The organism is Glutamicibacter sp. JC586 (genome assembly GCF_009805585.1).
Classification (GTDB): Bacteria; Actinomycetota; Actinomycetes; order Actinomycetales; family Micrococcaceae; genus Glutamicibacter.
In genome coordinates this window covers 562668-586381 of record NZ_VHIN01000010.1, presented here as the reverse complement: position 1 = coordinate 586381, position 23714 = coordinate 562668, and the positions used below count along the sequence as shown (strand labels likewise).

Here is a 23714-nt window from a genome sequence, read left to right as displayed (position 1 = left end):
TGGGTACTAGGCTTTGGGGTATGACTGAGAATCCTGTGACCCCAGACCAGGTTCAGCCACGGCCAGTGGTTGCACGTTTGCCAAAATATGCAGCGGGCAAGCCGCCCACAGTGGTTCAGGGGCTGACCCCTTTTAAGCTTTCGTCGAATGAGATTCCCTTCGGACCACTTGAATCGGTGTCACAGGCAGTGCTTGCGCAGAGCAATTTGAACCGATATCCAGATCCGCTATCGACCAAATTGCGTGATGCGCTCTCCGACTACTTAGATGTACCGGCCGAAGACATCGTGACCGGTGCCGGGTCACTGGGTGCCTTGACTCAGATTCTGAACACGTTTGCCGGACAGAATGAAGATGGCATACAAGACGAAGTGATCTACGCATGGAGATCCTTCGAGGCCTATCCGATTGTGGTTCAAAGCGCCGGTGCACTTCCTGTCGCGATACCGCTGCTAGCCGATGGACGCCATGATCTCGAATCCATGATTGCCTCGGTGAATGAAAACACGTCCGTAATCTTGCTCTGCACGCCGAATAATCCCACGGGACCGGTGCTGACTCAGGCCGAAGTTGACGACTTTTTGGATCGAGTTCCTAAAAACGTCCTCGTGGTTTTGGATGAGGCTTATGTTGAGTTTGTCCGTGACGAGAAGTCAGTGGATGGAATTCACACCTACAACGAAAACGAAAACGTAGTTCTGCTGCGTACTTTCTCCAAGGCACATGGTCTGGCCAACCTCCGCGTTGGCTACAGTGTGGCTCACCCGTCAATCACGAACTACCTTCGCGTGATGGCTACGCCCTTTGCCGTGTCCAGTGTCGCTGAAGACGCGGCCGTGGCTTCACTGGAGCACATTGATGAAGTGCTCGAACGCGTCGAATCACTGGTCCAGGAGCGTCAGAGGGTAGTGGCGGCCCTAGCTGATCAAGGGTGGAACCTTCCTTCCACGCAAGCGAACTTCGTCTGGCTTCCGCTAGGAAAACGTACCGCTGAATTTGTTGAGCGTGCCAACGAAAGGGCGCTTTCGGTGCGCGGATTTGCTAACGAAGGAGTCCGGGTATCGATCGGTGAGGTTGACGCGAATGATCGATTCATTGAACTGTGCAGGGAATCACGGGATTTGGCGGACAGCTGATCGGGGCTGTTATCTCGCGTTTTAGCGGTCAATAGCTATAGGCTTAGAAATTGGACAAGCCGTATATGTCCCATGCGGAATGTATTCCGTCTGGAGCATATTTATGATCAAAGGAAGATATATGACGCGTGCTGCTACTGAGGCGACGGAGTCGGATCTAGTTCAGATCCTGACACCGGACGGCCAGCGTCACTCCCACGAAACGTATGACGCGTATCTGGGTGACGTTGATGATGAGATGCTTCGCGGGTTCTACCGGGACATGGCATTGACTCGCCGTTTCGACCAAGAAGCCACAGCGCTGCAGCGTCAGGGACAGCTGGCGCTTTGGGTTCCCCTACGTGGCCAAGAGGCAGCACAGATCGGTTCAGGCCGAGCCACTCGACCTAACGATTACATCTTCCCGACCTACCGTGAACATGGCGTAGCGCTCACCCGCGACGTTTCGTTCTCTGAGATGCTGCGTCTCTTCCGCGGTATTTCTGGTGGCGGTTGGGATCCCCGGGAAAACAACTTCCACATGTACACCATGGTGCTTGCCGCACAGATGCCACATGCTGCCGGCTACGGCATGGCGCTGAATATGGAACAGCACGGTTGGGACGAAGAACGTCGCGCAGCCGAAGGAAACGCTGTTGTGGCTTACTTCGGCGACGGATCATCCACCGAAGGTGAAACCCATGAGTCCATGGTCTTCGCCAACTCGTTCAACGCCCCGGTGGTCTACTTCTGCCAGAACAACCAGTACGCCATCTCGGTACCGTTCGAAGTGCAGTCCAAGGTTCCACTGGTCAACCGCGCTGTCGGCTATGGCATGCCAGGTGTACGCGTTGATGGCAATGACGTATTGGCAGTACTGGCCGTGACTCGCTGGGCTCTAGAGCATGCCCGTAGCGGTAAGGGGCCGGTGCTGATTGAGGCGGTAACCTACCGACTCGGAGCTCACACCACCGCCGATGATCCGACCAAGTACCGCATGAGCGAAGAAGAAAAGCAGTGGGCTCCTAAGGATCCGCTGGTTCGGCTAGAGACTTACCTTCGCGAGAACAAGCTGGTTGACGATGCATTCTTCGAGCAGCTTGTCCTCGATGCAGACGCAATGGCCGCCAAAGTCCGTGAAGACGCAATGGCTTTCCCTGTTCCACCGTTGGTCAAGTCCTTTGAACAGGTCTACGCAGAAGCACATCCGCTGATCCAGGAAGAACTGGCCTGGCATTTGGAATATGAAGCTGGATTCGCTGACGCGGCCGAGGGAGAGCAGTAAATGACCACCACCATGACCCTGGCCAAGGCGATCACCTCAGGCCTAGACAAGATTCTTGATACCAACGATAAGTCGTTGCTCATGGGCGAAGACATCGGTCGTCTTGGCGGCGTATACCGAGTCACCGATGGGTTAATCGACAAGCACGGATCCCACCGCGTGATCGACTCTCCACTAGGTGAAGCAGGCATTGTTGGTACCGCAGTGGGCATGGCACTTCGCGGATATAGCCCGATCGTAGAGATCCAGTTTGATGGATTTGTATTCCCGGCCTTCAACCAGATCACTACCCAGCTGGCCAAAATGCACGCTCGTTCCGAAGGACGTTTGACCGCTCCGGTAGTTATTCGTATTCCGTATGGAGGCGGCATCGGATCCATTGAGCACCATTCAGAATCACCTGAAGCGCTCTTCGCCCATACTGCCGGTCTACGCATTATTACCCCTTCCAACGCCCATGACGCCTACTGGATGATCCAGCAGGCAGCAGCGTGCCAAGACCCTGTAATCGTGTTCGAACCCAAGCGCCGCTACTGGCTCAAAGGTGAAGTTGATACCGAGACCCCTGCCTTGGACGCTTTCAAAGCCCAGGTAGTTCGCCCAGGCACCGATGCAACCATCGTCGCCTATGGCCCGCTGGTACCTATCGCTTTGGCGGCTGCAGATGCAGCTTTGGAGGATGGCCGAAATATCGAGGTTATCGACCTGCGCTCGATTTCTCCGATTGACTTCGACACCATCACCGAATCGGTGCAAAAGACCGGACGACTGATTGTCACCCACGAAGCTCCGACCTTCGGTGGTATCGGTGGCGAAATCGCTGCACGTATTACCGAGCGTGCCTTCCTATCTTTGGAAGCGCCAGTACTTCGTGTTGGTGGATTCCACATGCCATACCCGATCTCCAAGGTGGAGTCCCAATATCTGCCGGACATCGATAAGTTGCTTGAAGCCCTCGACCGGTCCTTCGCTTACTAAAGCGAAACTCAAGGAGTAAAAATGACAGTCTTTAATCTCCCCGATGTGGGCGAAGGCCTGACCGAAGCGGATATCGCTTCATGGAAGGTCAAGGTTGGCGACACCGTTGAGGTCAACCAGATTTTTGTGGAAATCGAAACCGCAAAGTCACTAGTTGAATTGCCTTGCCCCTTTGCAGGTGTAGTGGCCGAACTGCACGCTGACGAAGGTGAGACCGTCTTGGTCGACCACCCGCTGATCAGCATTGACCAAGAAGGCAACGCTGTTGCACCGACCGGAGTTCCAGAGCCAGTTGAAGCACTGAGCACCGCAACACCACAAGCTTCCGAGGAGCCTGGCCCTCTAGTTGGTTCTGGGCCAACAGCAGATTCGTCGGTACGTCGCGCTCGTACTAGCCGTCCGGCTCCTTCTGCAACCAGTCAGCGGGCAACTGCAGCCAAGGCTGCCGGTGCAGGTTTGGCGGATACCATCACGCGCCGTGCCCAGTCGCTGAGCACGGCAGTGCGTGGAGAAGTGGACCGCCGTAAGCCTGCCGTAGCTAACTTCGTTGACCGAGTTTTGGCTAAGCCCCCGGTTCGTCGTCTGGCCAAGGACATGGGCATCGACATCAACGACGTCGTGGGTACCGGCACCGAAGGCGAAGTCACCCGCGATGATGTGAATAGCTATCAGGCTCAGCGTGAAGCTGAGCATGCGGCAGCACCAACTTACTGGGCACATGGCCAGTTAGCTGATGCGCGAGTAGAACGTACCCCAGTACGCGGTGTTCGCAAGGCAACCGCCAAGGCAATGGTTGATTCAGCCTTTACCGCACCGCACGTTTCGATCTTCGTTGACGTGGATGCCAGCCGCACCATGGAATACGTGCAGCGACTGAAGAAGTCCCGCGATTTCGAAGGCATTAAGGTCTCACCATTGCTGGTGTTAGCTCGCGCCGTCATTTGGGCTGCGGCACGTAACCCTTCGGTGAATGCCAGCTGGGTTGAAACGGAAAACGGTGCAGAGATTCACCAGAAGCGTTTCATGAACCTCGGCATTGCTGCGGCAACCCCTCGTGGCTTGTTGGTGCCAAATATCAAGAATGCTCAGGACCTGAATATGAAGGAACTGGCCATTGCCTTGAACGACTTGGCCAGCACCGCTCGTGCCGGCAAGACCCGTCCAGAAGATATGCGTGACGGTTCGTTGAGCATCACCAACATTGGTGTGCTGGGTATTGATACCGGCACGCCAATCATCAACCCAGGTGAAGTGGCGATCGTTGCCTTCGGCACGATCCGTCAGAAGCCTTGGGTTGTTGATGGGGAAGTGGTCCCACGCTGGATCACCACCCTGGGTGGCTCGTTCGATCACCGCGTGGTGGACGGCGACCTTTCGGCCCGCTTCATGGCCGACGTGGCTTCGATCCTTCAAGAGCCAGCGCTGCTGCTCGACTAGCGTCCAGTGACAGAACCCCCGAAGAATCCTCCCGCAGGTATTCTTTGGGGGTTCTCTCGTGCCAACGTTAGTCACGGGCCCGTTTAGTCAAGTTCTTGTTGATATAGTGGTGGGCATGAACCGCACTCGTCACTCTGGCCTGCTTCGTCGCCTTGTTCTTCTGATCAGTGCGGTCCTCATTATCGGGGCACTGTGCGCCTATCCGTTGATCGCGATGGCTCAGCCAAGTGCTGAACCTCAGCCTTCAGGATCATCACAACCGGTGTACCCCTCAGCGTCACCAAGCAGCGAAACCGATGACAAAGGCACCATCGCGATTCCATCGGTAACCTCCCAAGAAGGCAAGATGTATCTTGCAGTCACCGATGCTGCGATCGATGACGTTGATTCGCAAAAAATCATGGACGCTGTTCGTGAAGCAGTCGATGGACAGAATGCCAAAATCCTGTTGGGTGTGGACAAAAAGCCCAATAACCTCAAGGGCGCCAGCCAGCTAGTGCGCGGCATGCTGTTATTCGGCAACAGCGACGCGATGAGCGATGACTGGCTGGAGAACGGCAAAACCAAAGGCTATGTGGGTCAAGGCTGGATCGCCATCGGCGTGATGCTCCCAGAAACCAAAGATGGTGATGTCGAAGTCTTTGTTGATCCCGGACGCAATGTGCGAGAAACCGAGCCTGGGAGCAAAGACCGAATTCTAGATGCCGGCGCCCCGTCATTCGAAGCTGGTGACTACACGGCGGGGATTAGTGCGGTCGCCATCTCCACCACAGAAAACCTGCGTGCACCACTGGATAAAAAGATCGCCGTGAGCATTGTTGTTGGTGTGCTGTTGCTGATTGCTGCAGTCATTGTCTTCTTTGCACTACGAGGCAGGCGCCGGGCTCAATTGCAGGCAGCTGCTAGGAAGCGCATCAAGCAAGTCGAAGTCTGGGAATCTTCAATGCATCAGGACCTGAACGCGCTACGCCGTACTCCGATGAACGATGCTACTGAGCCGGCATTGAATCGTAGCGCTGCGACGATTAAAGAGATTCAGCGACAACGTGAGCAGGCCATTACCCAGCGCAGCACCGAGCTCGAATCCGCCTTGGACGCTAGCGCAGAACCACAGATTTCCGAACAGCAAGCCCATGAGATCGAGCAGAGGGCAGAGCGGCTGAGCTTGTTACGCCGCGCGGTGGAACTGGCTCGGTCCCTAAGCGGCACCGCCAGTAATTCCGTGAAGTCATGGAACCAGATCATTGAACAGCATCACGGAGGACTGAAGCTTCTGGTGCAGCTACTTGATACCGACGGCGCCACAGCTCTCCCGGTAACACCGCAGGTTCGCACCGCAATCGTTACCCACACCGATGCCCTTGATCAGCTGCAAGCACGAGCCAAGACCAAGCTCACTGAACAGGAAGCAGCGCACCTACTGGAAGAGCTGTGGGCGCTCCGTGAGGAACTGGATTCACTGATTGATCAGGCGCTGGCCCAAAGCCAGGGTGCCTCGATGAAAGTGGACGCAAAACTTGCCGAGCAGTTACGCGCCTTCTTGCCCCGTGCGGGAGCCAACGCCAATGACCCAATATCGGTACTTCGCACGTTCGCTCCTTCGGATGGACAGCACTAATGACCGCACTGTTGACGCACTACTCGATGGGCCGACGTTTACGCCGTCCCTATCATTGGACCGCTATTGCGGCGCTGTTTTTTGCGCTAGTCACTGCCATGCTGGGTGTGCGTGCCGGGTTCGCGGTCCACTCGGCGCGCATGCCGCTTCCTTATGAGGTCATCGTCAAGGTTCAAGGCACACAAGACTTTAATATCAGCCAAGAACTCGTCGATGCGGAATTAGCGCAGCACCCGGTGCGCTCGGCGCAGCCGTTGACAGTGATCTTGGTGGATCGATGGTTGAGCGGGGATGAAACACTTCGCTCGCAGGTGCCCGACGGTCAGGTCATCATCTCTTCCAAGCTGGAGGATCTCGACACCGACCAGAGCGGTATTGATGAGCGCTTTAGTGGGGTGGCGGTGGCTGAAAACCTCACCCCTGACAAAGAAGCACGCACCGATGCCCGATATGACATCGAAAATGCTTTCATCAAGAATGTCTCCGTAGGCCACGGACCCAAAGCCGTAGTGGCCGCGGCACATACAGCCTCAGTGGTATTGGACCATTCCGGCTCACGTTCTTTGACCTTCTGGTTCTCCCTGGTGGGGCTTAGTGCTATGCTGACCGCCGCATTCCTCGTTTCTGCCTCACGTTTCCGGGCGCGCTGGAAATCTCGGCATCGCCGGTTGGCGGTGGCCCAACGCAAACTTGCCCGCGTGGTGCTGGACCTGGAGGCTTTGGAAGCCACCTATGTTGCTACCGATGAGTCGAAGCGTCCGGCAGGTTTCACCAAAGCATGGAACCAGTTACAGAATTTGTCGTTGGATGCTGCCCGCAACGAAGACCCGTTGGTTGCTGCACTCTATGACCGCGAGCAATGTCTTAGTAAGGACACCGGTAAGCGGCTGGCCAGATTTGAAGCCACCAGCCGCAAGCTGACCACTCTGGCCGATAGTCTCATGGGCGCAGGATCGGTTCATGCTCGTCTGGCCGGCACTGGATCAACCTTTGATCAACTCAGCAGCCCGATTAACGATGTCGCTAGCCAGCTGCTGATTCGCTTGGAAAACGCCCCCGGCACAATGATTGCCGGTGAAGATCTGGCGGGGCTGCGTGGAGCTTTGGGTGCCGTGTTGGATGCCGCCCAGGGTGATGCCAAGCAGATCAACGCGGTGCAAGCCTGGGCACGTGCCGAGGAGAACCTGTCGCGGGTCGCAGGGCGGATCATCCGCCGGTTGCGCCGATATCCTCATGGGAAGCGGCCGCCCATCTCTGATGTGGCGGCAGAGCATAATCAACTGCGCGCTACCCTGGGGTTGGCGCCGGTCTCGCAACAAGGTGCCCTGCATCAATTGCAGGTGGCCAATAGTCTGGCTCGCGCGATTCTCGGCGACACGCTGAGCACGGATCAAAGCGCAACGCCTGCAAAGCCGCAAACTTCGTGGCCAGTCGCGTTGCTGAGAAAATTTGCTGTCCCCGACGCCGAGGGCAAGGATGAACCTGGCATACTTACTCGTGCCAAGATCATTGGTGCTTTGGCCCTGCTGTTGTGCGTCAGCCTGATTGCGTCGGGAATCGTCGTTTATCAGCTCACCAAAAAACCCTATAAGAGCTACGAAGGCTCGGGTCAGGGCATGGTGTTGGAAATCGATGACAAGAACGGGCTGGTTGATGAGTCTGAAATCCGCCAGTACATGCACGAGGACTTCGAGGTAGAGCAGCACCTTTTGGTGGCTGTTCGTGATGCAGAATCCTATCTGGAATTGCAGGCGCAGGAAGGCTCAGAATATCGTGAGTCAACCCCTCACAGCGTGCAGCAGACGATTTGGCGGATCAAGAACGAATACAAGGATCGTACTGATCCGAAGAATCAGGAGTTACCTGAGAACCTCACTATCATTCCGCTACTGATCACCGATGAAGGCAAAGGCATCATGCCCGGCCTGATCTCGGGGGCAGTGATCAGCGGAACCGCTACGTGGGGATCCACGATCGGGTGGGAGTACGGGAGTATCCACGAATCGAAGTACCCAGCGATGGAAGTGGCGAACGCTGCGGAGGATCTCGCGATGGTCCTCAAGCGGGCAGGATACGAGGAACCCGATTTCAACGCGGCCCTGCTGTTCTGGATCCTGACGTTCATGTTCTTCTTCACCGTGCTCAACCTCGTCCAGCTGGTGATGTACCTGTTGGGTGCAACCTCGCGGATCAACCGGTTCTCCCGTGGTTCGCGTGCTGTGGGGCAGGCCCGCAGGCGGTTGGAGCAGTTGGCTTCGGGCTTGGAAGATTCGCAGATTAACGCTGTCGCGGTACTGGGCTCAACTCAGTCGGGACGGGCGGATGAAGCCGGACAGCGTCTCTTTGAACGTGCGTTGATGATGGCGTGGCGTGAAGCCGAGGAGCTGTCCAGCATGAGCGTCTCCGAGCGTCTTGGCTCGAGTTTTGGGGCGCGGGCCGAACACTTGCAGCGACTCGTGGCGTTACTGGATGAGCGCGATGTTGACGTGGCCAAACGCGCCCGTGATCTGGTGTTGGCCAGCCGTGGTGCCGGCGGAGATGCGCCGCAGAAAGTCGTGTTGCCGGGGCAAGCTTAGTGCTCGCCCCGGCAGTCGGCACAGTGAGTTAGCCGAGTAGCTCGGGCAGTTCACCGGGGGTGTTGCCTAAGACCTTCTGCGAGAGGAACTCGGTAACTACCTGGTACCAGATCTTCGCGTGCTGCGGAGAAAGGATCCAGTGGTTCTCGTCCGGGAAGTAGAGGAACTGGTGTTCGGTGCTGCCATCTTCTTTCTGCGGCAAGCCCGAATCGGCCAGCAGTTCGTACCAGAGGCGTAGGCCTTCGCCGATGGGAACCCGGTAGTCCTTATCGCCATGGATGACCAGCATCGGGGTGACGATATTTCCGATGGAATGATGCGGTGAATTGGCATCGCGCATTTCCGGACTCATCTCGCGGGTCCAGTAGAAGGCCGCATCGGTGGTTTTACCGAAGCCTTCCAGAGCCCACAGGCTGGCGTGGGTGACGATGGCCTTGAAGCGGTCGGTATGGCCGGCCACCCAGTTGGCCATGTAACCGCCGAAGGATCCACCCATCGCCGCGGTGCGGGTTTCATCGATATCTTCGCGCGCTTCGGCCACATCGGTGATGGCCAGCAAATCGGTGTACGGTTCTTGGCCCCAACGGCCCCAACCGCGCTGGATGAATTCTTGGCCGTAGCCGGTGGACAGGGCAGGATCCGGTAGCAAGACTGCGTAGCCTTGGGCCACCAGCAGCCAAGGGCTCCAACGCCAGCTCCACGCATTCCATGAGCCCAGAGGGCCGCCATGGATCCAGAGCAGCAGCGGTGCTTGCTTCTGTGCGGAGGCTGATTCTGGCAGCGCCAACCAAGCGCGCATAGTGGCGCCATCTTCTGCGGTGGTGGTGACCTCGGTGAGCTTTCCTGGCAGTTGCGGACGAGCGGCGGGTGAGCGCAATTCGGTGAGATCAGCGACGTCCCCGTGCTCTAGCTCTTGCACATGCGTCAGGTCGATAGCCACGGGTTCTGCTGGGGCCAGATAGCTCGAACGCAAAGCGTAGGCGGTGCGCGAATCACTGCTGATGTTCACATCTGTGAAGCTGCCATCTGCGGTAAGCCGGGTGATCTTGTCGTTGTAGAGGCTCAGGTGGAAGACCGGGCTGTGCCCGTTGTCATCAGCGGTGAGCAGCAACGATCGGCCATTAGGAACCCACTGGATGTCATTGACCCAGCGGTCCCAGCCGGCAGCAATCTGGTGGGTTGAGCCGTCGGCCAGATGCATTAGCCACAACTCAAAAATAGGCGCCGTATCTGCGGTGGAACGATTCCATCGCCCATAGGCTAGCTCTTGGGAGTCAGGACTAATCTTGCCCATGGTGTATTCGTAAGTATCATCCGGGCTCAACAGCATCTCTTGCGCACCGGAGTGCAGGTCCACGTGCATTAGCCCTGGTGCCATGGAGGCGCGGCCCTCGGGAACTTGCCATTCGGTGATGAGAAAATCTCCGTTGGGTGCAACGTCGAAAGCGGCTTCCTGCAGATTTGCACCAATGCCCGGGGTGAGATCTTTGAGCGCCGTAGCCTGTGAGTCTTGTTCATCGCTTAGGCGGCCCACATAAAAATGTGGGGTGGCTGGGCCAAGGTCGTGGTCCCAGTAGCGTACCGGGTAGCCGGTGTGCAAAATGGCTGCGACCTTCTTGTCTTTTCGGTCTTTGCGCAGCTTCTCTTCGGCTTCAAGATCCTTGGCGCGACTGTGTCCGCTGGTGCGCAACACGATGGTGTCTGGTGCGTTATTGCAAACGCTCAGGGACTGTACGCCACCAGGGTGAGTGATGACTTCGCGTGCCTCTCCACCTTCGATTGGTAGCAGCCAAGCTCCGGGTTTGGCATCGTCCTTGCTGGAGCGTTTGGCCACGAAGAGCAGGTCACCATTGGCGGTGAACTGTGGCTGGGACTCACCGTTTTCTCCGAAGGTGAGCCGACGGGCAGGGGCCTGACCTTTGGGATCGATAGACCACAAGGCACTTTCATAGCTGGTTTCGTCCTCGGAGAGGGTACTGACGGTAGTGACCAAACGCGTTCCATCGGGGGACAGCGTTAAGCCACCGAGACGAGGTAGGCCGATGAATGAGTCTAAATTATGAAATGAATGCTTAGAGTGTTCCACTTCACACATCTTGCCACTGATTAGAGTCCGAAACTACTGTCCGGGAAAAGTTACGTGGACCAGCGCCTACGACAAGGGACCGGCCGGATGCGCAACAAGTAGCTACGTTTCCGACCGGTCCCTTATCGAACGCTGGTTTTCTCTTGGCCTACTCGACCGGCTGACGCCCGGTCTTCATACGTGCCCGAGCCAGCTCGTTGATCCGGCCGCGGCACAGGTACCAGCCGCCGATGATCATCGGAACGATGATGACCAGAGAGGCAATGGTCCAGGTGCCAACCGGGTTATCAAAGGCCATCATGATCAGCACCATGACCAAGAAGGCCAAAGTGACCCAACCGGAGACCGGGGCCCACGGCATGCGGAAACCTGGACGCGCTTGTTCGCCTCGCTTGGCCGACTTCACCAGAGCCATCTGGCACAGCACGATCATGCCCCACGAAGCGATGATGCCGATGGCAGCAAAGTTCAGCACGATCTCGAACGCTGCAGCCGGAACGATGGCGTTCAGGATCACGCCGAGCACTGCCACCACTGCGGTGATCACAATGCCGCCGTAAGGAACACCAGACTTGTTCATGCGCCCGGCGAAGCGTGGAGCAGAGCCGTTCAGCGACATTGAACGCATGATTCGTCCGGTGGAGTACAGGCCAGCATTCAGTGAGGACAATGCAGCGGTAAGCACCACTAGGTTCATGATTACATCCATGCCCTTAACGCCAATGGAACCAAAGAAGGTCACAAATGGTGACTCGCCGGAGCTGTAGGCGGTGTAAGGAAGCAATAGCGAGAGCAGGACCAGCGAGCCGATGTAGAACACAGCAATACGGATGATCACGGTGTTAATGGCCTTTGGCATAACCTTTTCAGGGTTTTTTGCCTCGCCTGCTGCGGTACCAATGAGCTCGATGGAAGCGTAGGAGAAGACCACGCCCTGCATCAGCACCAGTACCGGCATGAAACCGTTAGGTAGCAGACCGCCATTGCCGGTGATCAGTGAGAAGCCCACCTCGTGACCTTCTACCGGAGTGCCGAAGATGACGAAGTAGCAGCCGATGATCAAGAAGGCGACCAGTGCGATGACCTTGATCAGCGCAAACCAGAATTCCATCTCACCAAAAGCCTTGACCGAGATCAGGTTCAGTGCCAGCACTACGGCTAGGGCTGCTAGGGCCCAGACCCACTGCGGGACCGCGCCGATCCACGCCACGTACTTGCCGAAGAAGCCCATGTAGAGGGCCACCGCGGTGATGTCCACGATCGCGGTCATCACCCAGTTCAGCCAGTACAGCCAACCGGTGGCGAAGGCCGCCTTCTCGCCGTAGAACTCGCGAGCGTAGGAAACAAAGGAACCGGTGGAAGGGCGGTGCATGACCAGTTCGCCCAGCGCACGCAGAATCAGGAAGGCGAAGAAGCCGCAGACTGCGTAGGAGATGACGATGCCCGGTCCGGCATCGGCCAGCCGGCCACCTGCGCCCATGAACAGGCCGGTACCGATGGCACCGCCCATGGCGATCATCTGCATTTGGCGGGAGGAAAGGCCCTTGTGGTAATCGTTGTCGCCAGCAGTGAGCGCGGCGTCAGGCACATGCGCCGCGGTGGCGTGTGGAGTGGGTGAGTCCATGAGGATCCTTGAAGCTAGTCGGAGAGGTTGGCGAGGCGCTCAGGGGAGAGCAACTCGTTGAGATCTTCGGCAGAGAGCAGCCCACGTTCGAGCACCAACTCCGCCACGCCGCGTCCAGTGTGCAACGCTTCGAGTGCCACCGAGGTGGAAGCTGCGTAGCCCAAACGTGGGTTCAGCGCGGTCACCAAGCCGATGGAGTTCTCCACCTCGCGGCGTAGCGCCTGCTCATCAACGGTGATGCCGTCGATGCACTTTTCGGCCAGGGTCAAGCAACCATTGGTCAGGTGCTTCAGGGATAGGCCGATGGAATGTGCGATCACTGGTTCAAAGGCGTTTAGCTGTAGCTGACCGCCTTCGGCTGCCATGGTGACGGTCAAATCGTGACCAACCACCTGGTAGGCGATCTGGTTAACAACCTCAGGGATCACTGGGTTGACCTTGCCAGGCATGATCGAGGATCCAGACTGCACGGGAGGAAGCTGAATATCATTCAGACCTGCTCGCGGACCGGAAGACAAGAGGCGCAAATCGTTGCAGATCTTCGAGATCTTCAGCGCCACGCGCTTGAGCACACCCGAAAGGTGCACAAACGCGCCCACATCGGAAGTGGCTTCAATGAGATCCGGGCTGGTGGTCAGCGGCAGGCCGGTCAGCTCACGCAGGTGACGGCAGGCTGCCTCAGCGTAGCCAGCTGGCGCGTTCAAACCGGTGCCGATGGCGGTAGCGCCCAAGTTGATTTCGGTGACCAAGGACAGCGATTCAGCCAGACGGGCCCGATCCTCGCCCAGAGTCACTGCCCAGCCGCGGAACTCCTGGCCCACGGTCATTGGTACCGCGTCCTGCAGCTGGGTGCGACCCATCTTGACCACGGTGCGGAATTCCTTGGCCTTGACATTGCAGGAATCTTCGAGCACCTGCATCGCGGCCAGCAGCGGCTGGGTAGCAAAGTGGGTAGCAATGTTGACCGCGGTGGGGTACGCGTCATTGGTGGACTGCGAGAGATTCACATGGTCATTTGGGTGCAGGTACTGGTATTCGCCGCGCTTGTGGCCCAGGATTTCCAGTGCCAGGTTGGCGATGACCTCGTTGGCGTTCATGTTGGTGCTGGTACCAGCGCCGCCCTGAATTGGATCCAGGATGAACTGGTCATGCAGTGAACCGTTAGCGATGGACTCGCAGGCCTGGTCGATCGCGCGTGCGCGGTCGACGTCCAGCAGTCCCAGCTCGTGGTTGGCGCGAGCCGCGGCCTGCTTCACGCGCGCCAGTGCGCGGATCAGGTGCGGGTTGCCAGCCAGGGTGGTGCCGGTGATGTTGAAGTTGTTCTTGGCGCGCAGGGTGTGCACGCCCCAGTAGGCCTCCACAGGGATGTCGAGGTCGCCAATCAGATCATGCTCGCTACGCGTTTCGCCGCTGAGCAAGGTTTCAGACATGGTGAATTATTCTCCAGAAAAAGGGTTGTGAATCGTGGATAAGAGAAATCTAAAGCGCGGTCAGTAGACCAACCGGAGCGCCGCCACCGAGCGCTGGGCTGGTGGCTAGCTCGGACAGGGCCGCCGGGGTTTGGTCGCCGAGGTACTCGGTCAGTAGCTTGACGGTGATAGGCATGCGGGCACGGTCGCCGCCATCGGCGATCTTCACCGCGAGGGAAGTGCCGTCGGCCAAGGCCACCGCCTGAATGCCTTCAAATCCGTCCTTGGCCACCGCTCCCGGGATGGCGCGCATCAGTGCGGTGACGTCGCGGCCCTCGCCGGCGACCAGTTCTGGGTAGCTAGTCATGGCGGCGGCCACTCGAGCTTCCGGGGTGCCTGACTCGGCGGCAGCCAGACGGGCGAAGCCGCGGGCCAAACCAATCAGGGAAATCAGGTAGACCGGGGTGCCGCAGCCGTCGGTGCTCACGCCACTGATCTTCTCGCCGGTCAGTTCCTCCACAGTGTCGGCCAACATCTGTAGTAGGCGCTCGTCCTGCAGGTAATTAGCGGTATCCCAACCCTTCAGCTCACTCAGGGCCACCAATGCCGCATGCTTGCCCGAGCAGTTCTGTGCCAGCTGGGTGGCGGTGCCACCGGCTGCCAGGTAGGCGTTGCGTTCGGCCACGCCGTAGGGCAGGTCGGTGGAGTTACCTAGAGCCGAGGCTTCAAGTCCGGCGGCCTTCAAAGTGGAAGTAGCAACCTGCTGGTGGATGGGTGCACCGGAATGGCTGGCCGCGGCCAGGGCAAGCTGCTGGTCATCAAGTTCAAGACCGGCGCGCAGCATGCCTACCGCGAACAGTGGTTTCAATGCGGAGCGTGGGTAGAAGACGGCTTGAGGCTCGCCGTAGCTGGCTTGCACATTTCCTTGAGCATCTAGCAACACTGCCGAACCGTAGTGAATTGACTCCACTGCATCACCGCGGGTTGCTACGACCAAAGGCTCATGCTTTGGAAGTACCGGGGCTTCCAGCGGGTTGCTTTGTGGCTGGGTTGTTGCGGGGTTCACTAATGGCTCCTGACGATTCGAGATACTGCGTGTTGTACTGCGGTGAGGTGGTTGTTCATGGCCTCTGAAGCTGCCTGTGGATCTTGGGCTTCGATGGCTTTGAAAATCGCCAGATGTTCTTCCTTATTGGGGCCTAGGCGCCCATCAACAAGGTTCACGGTCTCGGACTGACGAGCCATGGCTTCGCGGATATCGGCCACCACTTTGGTGAAGACCGAGTTGCCACTGGCTCGGGCGATCGCTGCGTGGAAGGCTGCGTCGAGCTCGACCCAGGCGACCGCGTCATCTTCCTGATTCATTTGTTCGATCAGACCGCTGAGGCGTTCGAGATCTTCTGTGGTCCGTCGTGTTGCTGCAAGGGCAGCAGCAGGAGCCTCAATGTGTGGACGGGCTTCGAGTAGGTCATCGGAAGAGAAGCTGCCCAATTTGAGCTCGCGAGTGGGACGATGAGATACAACAAAGGTGCCTCGCCCGGTTTCGGTACGGGTCAGGCCTAAAGCGGCGCAAGAGCGCAAGGCTTCACGGATCACCGAGCGGCTGACCTGGTAGTCGGCGGCGAGGGCTGCCTCGGAGCCCAGTTTGCTCCCGAGCGGGATTTCTTGGGCTTCGATGGCGAGGCGGAGGGCGTGGAATACGGCTTCGGCAGCGGAGCGACGCTCAATCGGCTGTTGTCCGGGTGTCCAGCTGTCTGACAGGTTCACGTTTACCAGTGTGGGGTGTGATCCACCCAACGTCAAGTTGAAATTTTCAGTGAACGGGAACACGCAAGTCAGTGACGTACTCCCGGCCCGCTAGGTCAATAACCAAGCAGGTACTTGTGGCGGTGGCTCACACGCCTTCATTCTTGTCGCGCATTTTGGCTGTGAAGAATCTGGCGCTTTTGCCACGACGAGTGACTCGACCGTGCGCGGTGACTGTGCTGGTTTCTATCATGACGGGTCGGAGGAAGGAGACCTTTATTTCTAGACTCCTGTAGCCAGCTCTTGAGGGTAGGGTGCTAAGCGCAGCGCAGCGCATCCAGCCGCAGAATCATGGGCGGTAGCAAAAGCCGACGTTGACTGAACTAACCGGATTGTAGTGCGACTCATCGGGTTGGGCCCCTGACCTAGAGTCAAGGCAAGACATAGGGCGGGTAGGGCCAGTTTGATGCCGAACCTACCCGCCCTATGGTTTTGCCACTTATGGGATCGTGATGATTTGACCCGCGTAAGCCAGGCCGCCACCAAAGGCGAAGAGTAGAACCTTCGAGCCTGAGGCCAGTGGCTCATCTGAGGCCATCATCTTGGACAAAGCCAATGGCATGGAAGCTGCCGAAGTATTGCCGGAGTGAACCACGTCAGTAGCGACTCGTGCGTTAGGGGCACCAATCTTCTCGGCCAGTGGCTCAATGATGCGCAGGTTAGCCTGGTGCAGGACGATAGCGTCAAGCTCTACTGGCTTCAAGCCGGCGGTTTCGATGATCTTCGAAGCGATCTTTGGAAGCTGAGTAACGGTCCAGCGGTAAACGCTCTGACCGTTCTGTGCGAACTTCATGTTGTTTTCGGTTTCAATGCGCACGGCGTCTGACAGGGATGGGACCGAGCCCCAAACCACTGGCGAGATGCCGTTGTCTTCCGAAGCGGTGATGATGAATGCGCCGGCGCCATCCGCGGTCAATACGCAGGTGGTGCGGTCGGTGAAGTCGGTGTAATCGGTCAGCATTTCCGAACCAATGACCAAGGCATTTTTGGCAGAACCGGTGGCGATAGCACCTTGGGCGAGACCAACAGCGTGTGCAAAACCTGAACAAGCTACGTTGACGTCCATGGTCGCTGGACCCTGCTCCATACCCAAAGCATTAGCAACACGGGCGGCCATATTTGGCGAACGGTCGGTAGCGGTGCAGGTTGCAACAATGATCATGTCGATATCAGCAGCGGTGATATCCGTAGCGTTGCTCAATGCCATTTCGCTGGCTTTGATGGCCATGGAGTCGACGGTTTCTACTCCGGTGCCCCAGCGGCGTTCTTCGATGCCTACGCGACGGGTGATCCACTCATCGCTAGTTTCCACCAACTTTTCCAGTTCGGTGTTAGGGACGATGCGCTCTGGCTGAAAATGGCCAAAGGCGACGACTTTGCTGCCGGTCATGGATATAGCTCCTCGGTGGATTCAAATCTGCTCTTCTAAGGGTAGTCGTTTTGTGTGCTACTCGCTGTTCATATACCCCAGAATGCATGTATGACTCGCTACATCTGTCTCATTTGGCTACTTTTGTTCGGTAATCGAGATTCGTTAGGACTTCATACCCCGTGCGCTGATTGTTCACCCGTTAGTTAGAACCCAAGAGTTCAATGGGTTCAATAGCAGGAAGACGCGGGGAGGGAATGATGAAGCCACTAACGATCGTTCATCTGAGCGATACTCATCTGCGCCCCAAGGGACAACTGTTGAACAACAGTATTGATCCGTGGCAACACATGGAACAGGCCTTGCTGGCCTCTAAGCACTTTGCTCCGGATGCTGTCGTTTTGACTGGCGATATTGCAGACCGGGGCGCGCCCATCCATCCTGTGGTGGCAGCGAAACTCAATGATTATCAGGAAGAACTTGAATGCCCCGTCATCAGCATTCCAGGTAACCACGATCCTGTCGGAAGTGTTGGACCAGAATTTAATACCCGCCGTCTTTCCACCGGACCGCGTGGCGCAAATACCGTGCATGAAGTCATGGGACTGCGCATCATCGGCCTAGATAGTGGTGGGTTTCAACTGGCTCAAGGCGAACTAGACCAGGACCAGCTGAACTGGCTGGAATCCTTGCTGAAAGTACCAGCTCCCATGGGATCAGTTGTCCTGCTACACCACCCACCAGTGGAAGCTAGCAGTAAAGAACGAGCTGGGCGAGGTCTTCAGGGCCCAATGGCGTTGGCAGCTCTGATCGCGGGTAGCGATGTCCGAGCAATTTTGTGTGGGCACTACCATCAGGCTGCCAGTAACCAGCTACTGACTACCCCGGTATTTATGGCTCCTGCTGTTTCGTACAACATGAATCCATTTGCGCCCAACGAAATTTTGGAGGAACCCGGAGCAGGGTTCGCCATCCTCCAGGTGGGTCAGAAAAGCGTGAACTGGACTGTTGCTTCAACTGAACAGTTCTTTTCCAAGTCAAAAGATATCTTGAGGCCAGCACCAATCAGCGGTCAACAAACCGCCCAATAACTGAACTACGAAGACTTTGCACCGCAGTTAAGAATCTTGTGGTGCACGCTAGAAAGAAGAAGACGATGAGTGAACAGAAAATTGTACTAGTCCGCCACGGACAGACCGAGTGGAACAAAGCCGGACGACTGCACGGACGCAGCGATCTGCCAATGAACGAAACGGGCGTACAGCAAGCCCAGCACCTGGCTCAAGAACTCGCCGTCCAGGGCACCTGGGCCGCGGTGTACTCCTCACCACTGTTCAGAGCTCTGCAGAGCGCACAAATTATTGCCAAGACCGTTGGCACCCGTGCCCTGTATGAAAGCCCAGAACTGATGGAACAAGACTTCGGAGAATGGGAAGGCAAGCTTGTCGGTCATCCAGCTGATGAGCAGCGTCAGCTGCACATTGGGTCGGGCGAAACCGAAAAGCATCTGGTGGAACGCGCGGTTAACGCACTGTTCAAAATTGGTCAACAGCACGCAGACGAAAACGTGATCGTAGTTAGCCATGGTGCGCTCATCAGTTCGGTGTTTAGTGCGCTGACCGGAGAATCCGACCCGCAGGTCGCCAATGGTACCTATCGTGAATTGGATGTTCAGTTGCTGAGCAACTACGTTTCGCGCGAACCGTTAGCTCACTAGAGCTAGTAGAAACAACACAGATCCGTGGGGTAGGTCATCCAGATGACCTACCCCACGGATCTGTGATTTGAGCGCTAGCTAGCGAACATTACTTACTATTCGTCGGCTTACCACCACGAGGAGCCGTGGACGGTAACAACTGGCTGACCGGTGCTCCAATCGATTTCGCCTTTGAGGCTGCGTTCAATTTCTCGCTCGTCGTAGTCGATATATTCTGTGTCCGCTTCCTTGTATTTGAAGGTGACATCGGTGCTTTCGAAACTATTCATTCCGTCAAGCATCACATCATCGGCCTGCTTCTTGACCGAGAAGGACTCTAAATCCTTGGCCTGTAGCTCGTAGGGGCACCCTTCATCCAGATTTGTCGGTGGGGTGACGCATGCGGTGGAGAATTTGTGTACCTCGTCCAGCACCAGCTTTCCGAGCTTGTCAGTGGCCGTGGTGGTTAGGGTAACGGCTGCTTCCATGTCATCGGGGTGGTTCGCGCGCAGTTCCTGAACATCCGTTTGTTGGTAATCGGTACTTGGTGCAGTGACGCTATAGATACCTGGGTAAACGTAGAAGTCGCCCGTGTAAGTGGAAGGGGTTTCATCGTAGAAAGACTCTCCTTCGTTGAGCTGCACCTTTGCCTTGCCAACGGTAACTTCAGAGACCTGGTCAGTACTGATCTTCACCGGAACAAGCAATGGCTCGTTCAATTCCCAGGTGTCGAGCAGTCCGAATTCCTTATCCCCGCGGTCAACTGAGAATTGTTGTTCATGCTGTTCGCCGTTGATGGAGTAGGTGGCGGTGACGGTGGCTGACGAGTCGTTTTTGGAGTCGCGCTTTACATCGACGACCTTCAGACGCTGTTCCGTATTGGCCATTGCTTCGTCGGTGAGCAACGCTCGGGAGGCATTGTCAATGCCAGGATCAACCATTTCGCCGGCCTTGGCTGCCTTGCCCTCGGCCAGCAAGGAGAGATACTGCTCTACCTGTGCTTCGGGCTTGCGCTGAGAATTCAAGTAGGCGACCGCTCCAATTCCAAGACCCACTAGAACTGCAATGCCTAGCACGCCAAATCCAGCAATTTTGGCTTTCTTCTTGGAAGTTGCTGAGGCTGGTTCAAGGGCTGGAGCAGGTGCTGCGAAGGCAGGCACTGCAGCATACGAAGTAGTGGCTACTTCGTTGGGAGGTGTTACCGGCATTGCGGTGGTTGGCGTTCCTACTGTCGGGTCCTGCGCATCAGCAGACGCTGCAGAAGCCGGCGTGGCCGGAACCTGAGACTCTCCGGAAACCCAACGATGAGTTGCTACCTTGCCACCAAGGGCCGTTAGTAGTCCGGGAGCAAATCGGTAAACCTGAAGGGGCAGTAATTCAGCAAGTATTGACACAACAGCTGCCCCGAGGGCCAGGAAAATTACGGAGTACCAGGTAATGCCGAAGGAAATGTCAGCTGACATCTCACCCATTTCACCAGCACTGATCTTGCCACCTAATGAAATGCTGGTCAGCCAAGCAAGAAGCATCCATAGAACAAGAGAGACAACCGGCAGTTGCCAGGTTCGCTGCCAATTGATGCCTGCAGTCCGCGTGCGGTGAATACCGACTCGGATGGCAACAACGATAACCAGTACAACGGTGAGAACGATAAGCCATGCGCCCTTGCCGTCCGCGAAGTCCCAGATACGGAACACCGTCGTCGGTACAGAATCGCCGGTAAATTCGGCAAGAGATGAAGCGACACCGGAAACGTTCGGTGCCAACGCTCCGAGGAATGCCAGTGCTCCAAGGTAGGAGCCCAAAGTTCCGAGCAGAGGAATCAAGAAGAAGTATATGCTCCAAGGCGTATCTTCGTCTTTGTTGATCAGAGCCACGATGATGCCAACAACTGCGAAGACGGCTACAACAGTGACGAGCAAGAATAATGCTTCCCGGAGACCCGTGATCAGAGGAGCCGCCGGGCCATACCGCAAGGGGGCTGTCGCCAAGAACTGGGTCAAGAAGATTGTCAGGAAGATCGTAAAGAACACGCTTGCGTAACGTGGGGATACCGTTGCGCTCACAAATTCCATGGCTTCCATGGAGAGTTTTCCAAAGAGCGAGATGATCAAGAAAACAAGGGCGAGGACCAGTGCGTGCAGGCCGGACGTCAGCGCTGCACTCTTCCACCCACCGTTGCGAACTGAGCGCTTCAGTTTGCGAACTACAACAAAGTTAGCGGCGCAGATTGCTAAGATACCTGTGACCGAGACCAGCGATAGAGCCAGATGCGCTTCTCCGGAGAATCCGAATCCGCCACCAGTACCTGAGATCTTCAAGCCACCGCCGAGCATTGCGCCGAAGAGCGCGATGAATGCTTTGAACGAATTGATCTGCGAAGCAAAGCTCGCATCAGAATAATCGCTGCTGGACCCTGATTCGTTGGCCATGGATGCCAAAGGAATTAGGTAGCACAGGGCAAGAACGATTCCAATAACAGCGATAGCCGCGGCTTGAATCCCAAGTAGTTGAAGGCTTGCGCGAGACTTGAGTTCCACGAGTGCGTTAATCAGCTTCTTTACCTGTGGATTTTGTCCAGTCGAGGTCTGGGGAAGCGGCGGAGGTTGAAGTGGCGTCTGTTGCGCCTTTGGTTCATCGGGTTGCTGCAAATTTTCCAATGGTACTCCTGATGTGATGCGATGATGATCAGGCAGCGTGAAAAGTTGCCGATATTAAGTCGAGCAACTTGAAAGTTTGCCTACCAATTTCATATCACAAGTAATGGACAAAATAACTTCGTCCAGAGAGTGTGACGCCAAGGGACGAGCTGAAAATACCTGTCCCGGGTGCACAAAAATGCCGGGGCCAGCGAGAAATAATGTCGCTGACCCCGGCATAGTTGTCGGGACTACCCATTTACAAGGATCGAAGCACTACCGAGGTTCCCTGTCCTCCGCCGCCACAAATACCAATGGCGCCCAGCGAACCGGCCGGTAATTCCTGTAGCTGATGTGCCAAGGTGCCGATGATGCGGGCACCGGAAGCGCCGATTGGGTGCCCTAGCGCAGTGGCTCCGCCATGCTGATTTACGATGTTCCCATCGATGCCCAACAGCTTGGTGGACTCAACGACGACAGCAGCAAAAGCCTCGTTGATTTCGACAGCCTTCAGACTCTCCGCTTTTTCGCCAGCTTTCTCAAGGGCTGCAGCGATCGCGTTGGAGGGCTGTTCATGCAAGGTGCGTCCCGGACCGGCTACAAAGGCATGCGAAACGATCTCTGCTGTTGCGCTCAGCCCCAACCGTTCGATGGCTGCATCGCTGGCCAAAACTAGTGCTGCTGCCCCGTCAGTGATCTGCGATGAGTTGCCGGCAGTGATCGTGCCATCTTTGGCGAACGAAGGACGCAAGTTTGCGAGAGATTCGGTAGTGGTGCTCTCACGGATGCCGTCGTCCTCAGCGTAGGTACTCTCGCCCTTTCGTGTAGTGACGGTGAACGGCGCAATTTCCTGTGCTGCGAAGTCACGTGAAGCTGCCGCTAGCTGGTGTGAGCGTGCGGCAATAGCGTCCTGCGCATCTCGGCTAATGGAAAGCTCGCCATTGTGTTCTTCAGTAGAAGCACCCATGGAGCGTTTTTCAGCCGCATCGGTTAGGCCGTCATAGGCGAGGGTATCGATCATTTCGATAGCGCCGTGCTTCACCCCGGCGCGAGCACGTTGGGCATGAGGTGCTAATGACATGGATTCTTGACCGATAGCTACGACGATGTCTGCTTCACCGCTATTAATTAATCGTGCACCTGCAACTACTGCTTCAGCACCCGAAAGGCAGACCGCGTTCACCGCAATAGAAGGAACGTTCAGTGGGATCCCTGCCCCCACTGCGGACTGCCGAGCAGGGTTTTGACCTGCAGCTCCCTGAAGAACCTGCCCCACGATGACCTGCTGTACTTCCTTGGGATCAACACCTGCACGCTCTAGAGCGGCCTTGGCTGCGTGGGCACCGAGCTCGGTGGCCGGAATGCTAGCAAAAACCCCGTTGAACTTCACAAATGGTGTGCGGGCGTAGCCGACGATTTTTGCGCTCATGCTTTTAGATCCTCCAGAATGGCCACGGCAAATTTTGCAGCCGTGATCTCTTTGATGCTTTCTACGTTTTCTCCCGGCGCTATTGCGCGCAAGATGAGTGAACCTTGTTCAATGTCGAATACTGCGCGGTCGGTGATGATTCGATCCACGACGCCGACACCTGTGAGTGGCAAGTCGCAGGATTCGACGATCTTACTGGTTCCGTCTTTGGCCGTATGGTCGGTTAGGACGATCACCCTAGGTGTTCCGGCTGCGAGATCCATGGCGCCACCCATCCCTTTGACGAGCTTGCCCGGGATAGTCCAATTGGCCAGGTCGCCATTGGCCGCAACCTGCAGGGCACCGAGGATCGCTGTTTGCACATGTCCGCCCCGAATCATGCCGAAGGAAGTGGCCGAATCGAAGAAGCTACCGCCGGGCAAAATAGTGACCGTCTGCTTGCCGGCATTGATCAGGTCTGCGTCTTCTTCCCCCTCATAGGGGAAGGGACCCATGCCTAGTAATCCGTTTTCGCTCTGGAGCTTCACCGATACGCCTTCTGGCAGATTGTTGGCTACCAAAGTCGGGATTCCGATGCCGAGGTTCACATATTGTCCGTCAGTCAATTCACTTGCGGCGATGGCCGCCATTTCATCACGAGTCCACAT

18 protein-coding genes are annotated in these 23714 nt (G+C 56.7%); 8 read left to right on the top strand and 10 right to left on the bottom strand.

Annotated elements, in window-relative coordinates; all coding sequences use genetic code 11:
• The first annotated feature begins 20 nt into the window (after positions 1-20).
• The 6 genes from FJV47_RS10660 (at position 21) to FJV47_RS10635 (ending at position 9009) form a co-directional block, all read left to right on the top strand.
• Positions 21-1136 carry a histidinol-phosphate transaminase gene (locus FJV47_RS10660; protein ID WP_159612738.1) on the top strand — a complete coding sequence of 372 codons (1116 nt, stop codon included), beginning with the start codon at positions 21-23 and terminating at the stop codon, positions 1134-1136.
• Positions 1137-1257: 121 nt separating this feature from the next.
• A complete protein-coding gene (gene pdhA, locus FJV47_RS10655) occupies positions 1258-2400 on the top strand; it encodes a pyruvate dehydrogenase (acetyl-transferring) E1 component subunit alpha (RefSeq protein WP_159612736.1) in 1143 nt (380 codons plus the stop codon).
• Positions 2401-3378 carry an alpha-ketoacid dehydrogenase subunit beta gene (locus FJV47_RS10650; protein WP_159612734.1) on the top strand — a complete coding sequence of 326 codons (978 nt, stop codon included), beginning with the start codon at positions 2401-2403 and terminating at the stop codon, positions 3376-3378.
• Positions 3379-3399: 21 nt separating this feature from the next.
• Positions 3400-4815, top strand: coding sequence for a dihydrolipoamide acetyltransferase family protein (locus FJV47_RS10645; protein WP_159612732.1), 1416 nt, complete (start codon positions 3400-3402; stop codon positions 4813-4815).
• A 115-nt stretch (positions 4816-4930) separates the two neighbouring features.
• Positions 4931-6433 carry a transmembrane domain-containing protein gene (locus FJV47_RS10640; RefSeq protein WP_159612730.1) on the top strand — a complete coding sequence of 501 codons (1503 nt, stop codon included), beginning with the start codon at positions 4931-4933 and terminating at the stop codon, positions 6431-6433.
• Positions 6433-9009 (top strand): DUF5129 domain-containing protein, encoded by a 2577-nt coding sequence (locus FJV47_RS10635; protein ID WP_159612728.1) that lies wholly within the window; start codon positions 6433-6435, stop codon positions 9007-9009. Before FJV47_RS10640 ends, FJV47_RS10635 begins: the two co-directional genes overlap by 1 nt.
• 28 nt (positions 9010-9037) lie before the next feature.
• Here the strand turns inward: FJV47_RS10635 and FJV47_RS10630 are convergent, their stop codons facing one another.
• The 7 genes from FJV47_RS10630 to FJV47_RS10600 all read right to left on the bottom strand — a co-directional run bounded on the left by FJV47_RS10630 (position 9038) and on the right by FJV47_RS10600 (position 17324).
• Positions 9038-11104, bottom strand: coding sequence for an alpha/beta fold hydrolase (locus FJV47_RS10630; RefSeq protein ID WP_159612726.1), 2067 nt, complete (start codon positions 11102-11104; stop codon positions 9038-9040).
• A 139-nt stretch (positions 11105-11243) separates the two neighbouring features.
• Entirely contained in the window at positions 11244-12719 is a 1476-nt protein-coding gene (locus tag FJV47_RS10625; RefSeq protein WP_159612724.1) for an amino acid permease, read from the bottom strand.
• A 14-nt stretch (positions 12720-12733) separates the two neighbouring features.
• Entirely contained in the window at positions 12734-14149 is a 1416-nt protein-coding gene (locus tag FJV47_RS10620; protein ID WP_159612722.1) for an aspartate ammonia-lyase, read from the bottom strand.
• A 49-nt stretch (positions 14150-14198) separates the two neighbouring features.
• A complete protein-coding gene (locus tag FJV47_RS10615; protein WP_200831992.1) occupies positions 14199-15194 on the bottom strand; it encodes an asparaginase in 996 nt (331 codons plus the stop codon).
• Positions 15194-15895 carry a FadR/GntR family transcriptional regulator gene (locus FJV47_RS10610; RefSeq protein WP_159612720.1) on the bottom strand — a complete coding sequence of 234 codons (702 nt, stop codon included), beginning with the start codon at positions 15893-15895 and terminating at the stop codon, positions 15194-15196. Before FJV47_RS10610 ends, FJV47_RS10615 begins: the two co-directional genes overlap by 1 nt.
• A 127-nt stretch (positions 15896-16022) precedes the next feature.
• Positions 16023-16211, bottom strand: coding sequence for a hotdog domain-containing protein (locus tag FJV47_RS10605; RefSeq protein ID WP_159612718.1), 189 nt, complete (start codon positions 16209-16211; stop codon positions 16023-16025).
• Between the two features lie 162 nt (positions 16212-16373).
• Positions 16374-17324: a beta-ketoacyl-ACP synthase III gene (locus FJV47_RS10600; protein WP_159612716.1), complete on the bottom strand. Its 951-nt coding sequence runs from the start codon at positions 17322-17324 to the stop codon at positions 16374-16376.
• 236 nt (positions 17325-17560) lie between these two features.
• Between FJV47_RS10600 and FJV47_RS10595 the strand changes: the two genes are divergently transcribed.
• Entirely contained in the window at positions 17561-18394 is an 834-nt protein-coding gene (locus FJV47_RS10595; RefSeq protein ID WP_235026415.1) for a metallophosphoesterase, read from the top strand.
• A 65-nt stretch (positions 18395-18459) separates the two neighbouring features.
• The gene (locus FJV47_RS10590) at positions 18460-19020 is read left to right on the top strand and encodes a histidine phosphatase family protein (RefSeq protein WP_159612714.1); all 561 of its coding nucleotides are present in this window, start codon (positions 18460-18462) and stop codon (positions 19018-19020) included.
• A 107-nt stretch (positions 19021-19127) separates the two neighbouring features.
• Here FJV47_RS10590 and FJV47_RS10585 read toward each other — a convergent pair whose 3' ends face one another.
• The 3 genes from FJV47_RS10585 to FJV47_RS10575 form a co-directional block, all read right to left on the bottom strand.
• On the bottom strand, positions 19128-21659 hold the full coding sequence (locus FJV47_RS10585; protein ID WP_159612712.1) for a hypothetical protein: 2532 nt from the start codon (positions 21657-21659) through the stop codon (positions 19128-19130).
• Between the two features lie 238 nt (positions 21660-21897).
• Complete coding sequence (locus FJV47_RS10580; protein ID WP_159612710.1) at positions 21898-23067, bottom strand: acetyl-CoA C-acyltransferase; 1170 nt, start codon at positions 23065-23067, stop codon at positions 21898-21900.
• Positions 23064-23714: a CoA transferase subunit B gene (locus FJV47_RS10575; protein WP_159612709.1), complete on the bottom strand. Its 651-nt coding sequence runs from the start codon at positions 23712-23714 to the stop codon at positions 23064-23066. Before FJV47_RS10575 ends, FJV47_RS10580 begins: the two co-directional genes overlap by 4 nt.

Excerpts from the sequence above, each read along its gene's own strand:
- FJV47_RS10630 (WP_159612726.1), bottom strand. The coding sequence starts at position 11,104 with ATGTGTGAAGTGGAACACTCTAAGCATTCATTTCATAATTTAGACTCA.
- FJV47_RS10650 (WP_159612734.1), top strand. The coding sequence starts at position 2,401 with ATGACCACCACCATGACCCTGGCCAAGGCGATCACCTCAGGCCTAGAC.
- FJV47_RS10580 (WP_159612710.1), bottom strand. The coding sequence starts at position 23,067 with ATGAGCGCAAAAATCGTCGGCTACGCCCGCACACCATTTGTGAAGTTC.
- FJV47_RS10620 (WP_159612722.1), bottom strand. The coding sequence starts at position 14,149 with ATGTCTGAAACCTTGCTCAGCGGCGAAACGCGTAGCGAGCATGATCTG.
- FJV47_RS10640 (WP_159612730.1), top strand. The coding sequence starts at position 4,931 with ATGAACCGCACTCGTCACTCTGGCCTGCTTCGTCGCCTTGTTCTTCTG.
- FJV47_RS10645 (WP_159612732.1), top strand. The coding sequence starts at position 3,400 with ATGACAGTCTTTAATCTCCCCGATGTGGGCGAAGGCCTGACCGAAGCG.
- FJV47_RS10635 (WP_159612728.1), top strand. The coding sequence starts at position 6,433 with ATGACCGCACTGTTGACGCACTACTCGATGGGCCGACGTTTACGCCGT.
- FJV47_RS10660 (WP_159612738.1), top strand. The coding sequence starts at position 21 with ATGACTGAGAATCCTGTGACCCCAGACCAGGTTCAGCCACGGCCAGTG.
- FJV47_RS10595 (WP_235026415.1), top strand. The coding sequence starts at position 17,561 with ATGATGAAGCCACTAACGATCGTTCATCTGAGCGATACTCATCTGCGC.
- FJV47_RS10575 (WP_159612709.1), bottom strand. The coding sequence starts at position 23,714 with ATGTGGACTCGTGATGAAATGGCGGCCATCGCCGCAAGTGAATTGACT.
- FJV47_RS10605 (WP_159612718.1), bottom strand. The coding sequence starts at position 16,211 with ATGCGCTGCGCTGCGCTTAGCACCCTACCCTCAAGAGCTGGCTACAGG.
- FJV47_RS10625 (WP_159612724.1), bottom strand. The coding sequence starts at position 12,719 with ATGGACTCACCCACTCCACACGCCACCGCGGCGCATGTGCCTGACGCC.
- FJV47_RS10600 (WP_159612716.1), bottom strand. The coding sequence starts at position 17,324 with ATGACCGGCAGCAAAGTCGTCGCCTTTGGCCATTTTCAGCCAGAGCGC.
- FJV47_RS10590 (WP_159612714.1), top strand. The coding sequence starts at position 18,460 with ATGAGTGAACAGAAAATTGTACTAGTCCGCCACGGACAGACCGAGTGG.
- pdhA (WP_159612736.1), top strand. The coding sequence starts at position 1,258 with ATGACGCGTGCTGCTACTGAGGCGACGGAGTCGGATCTAGTTCAGATC.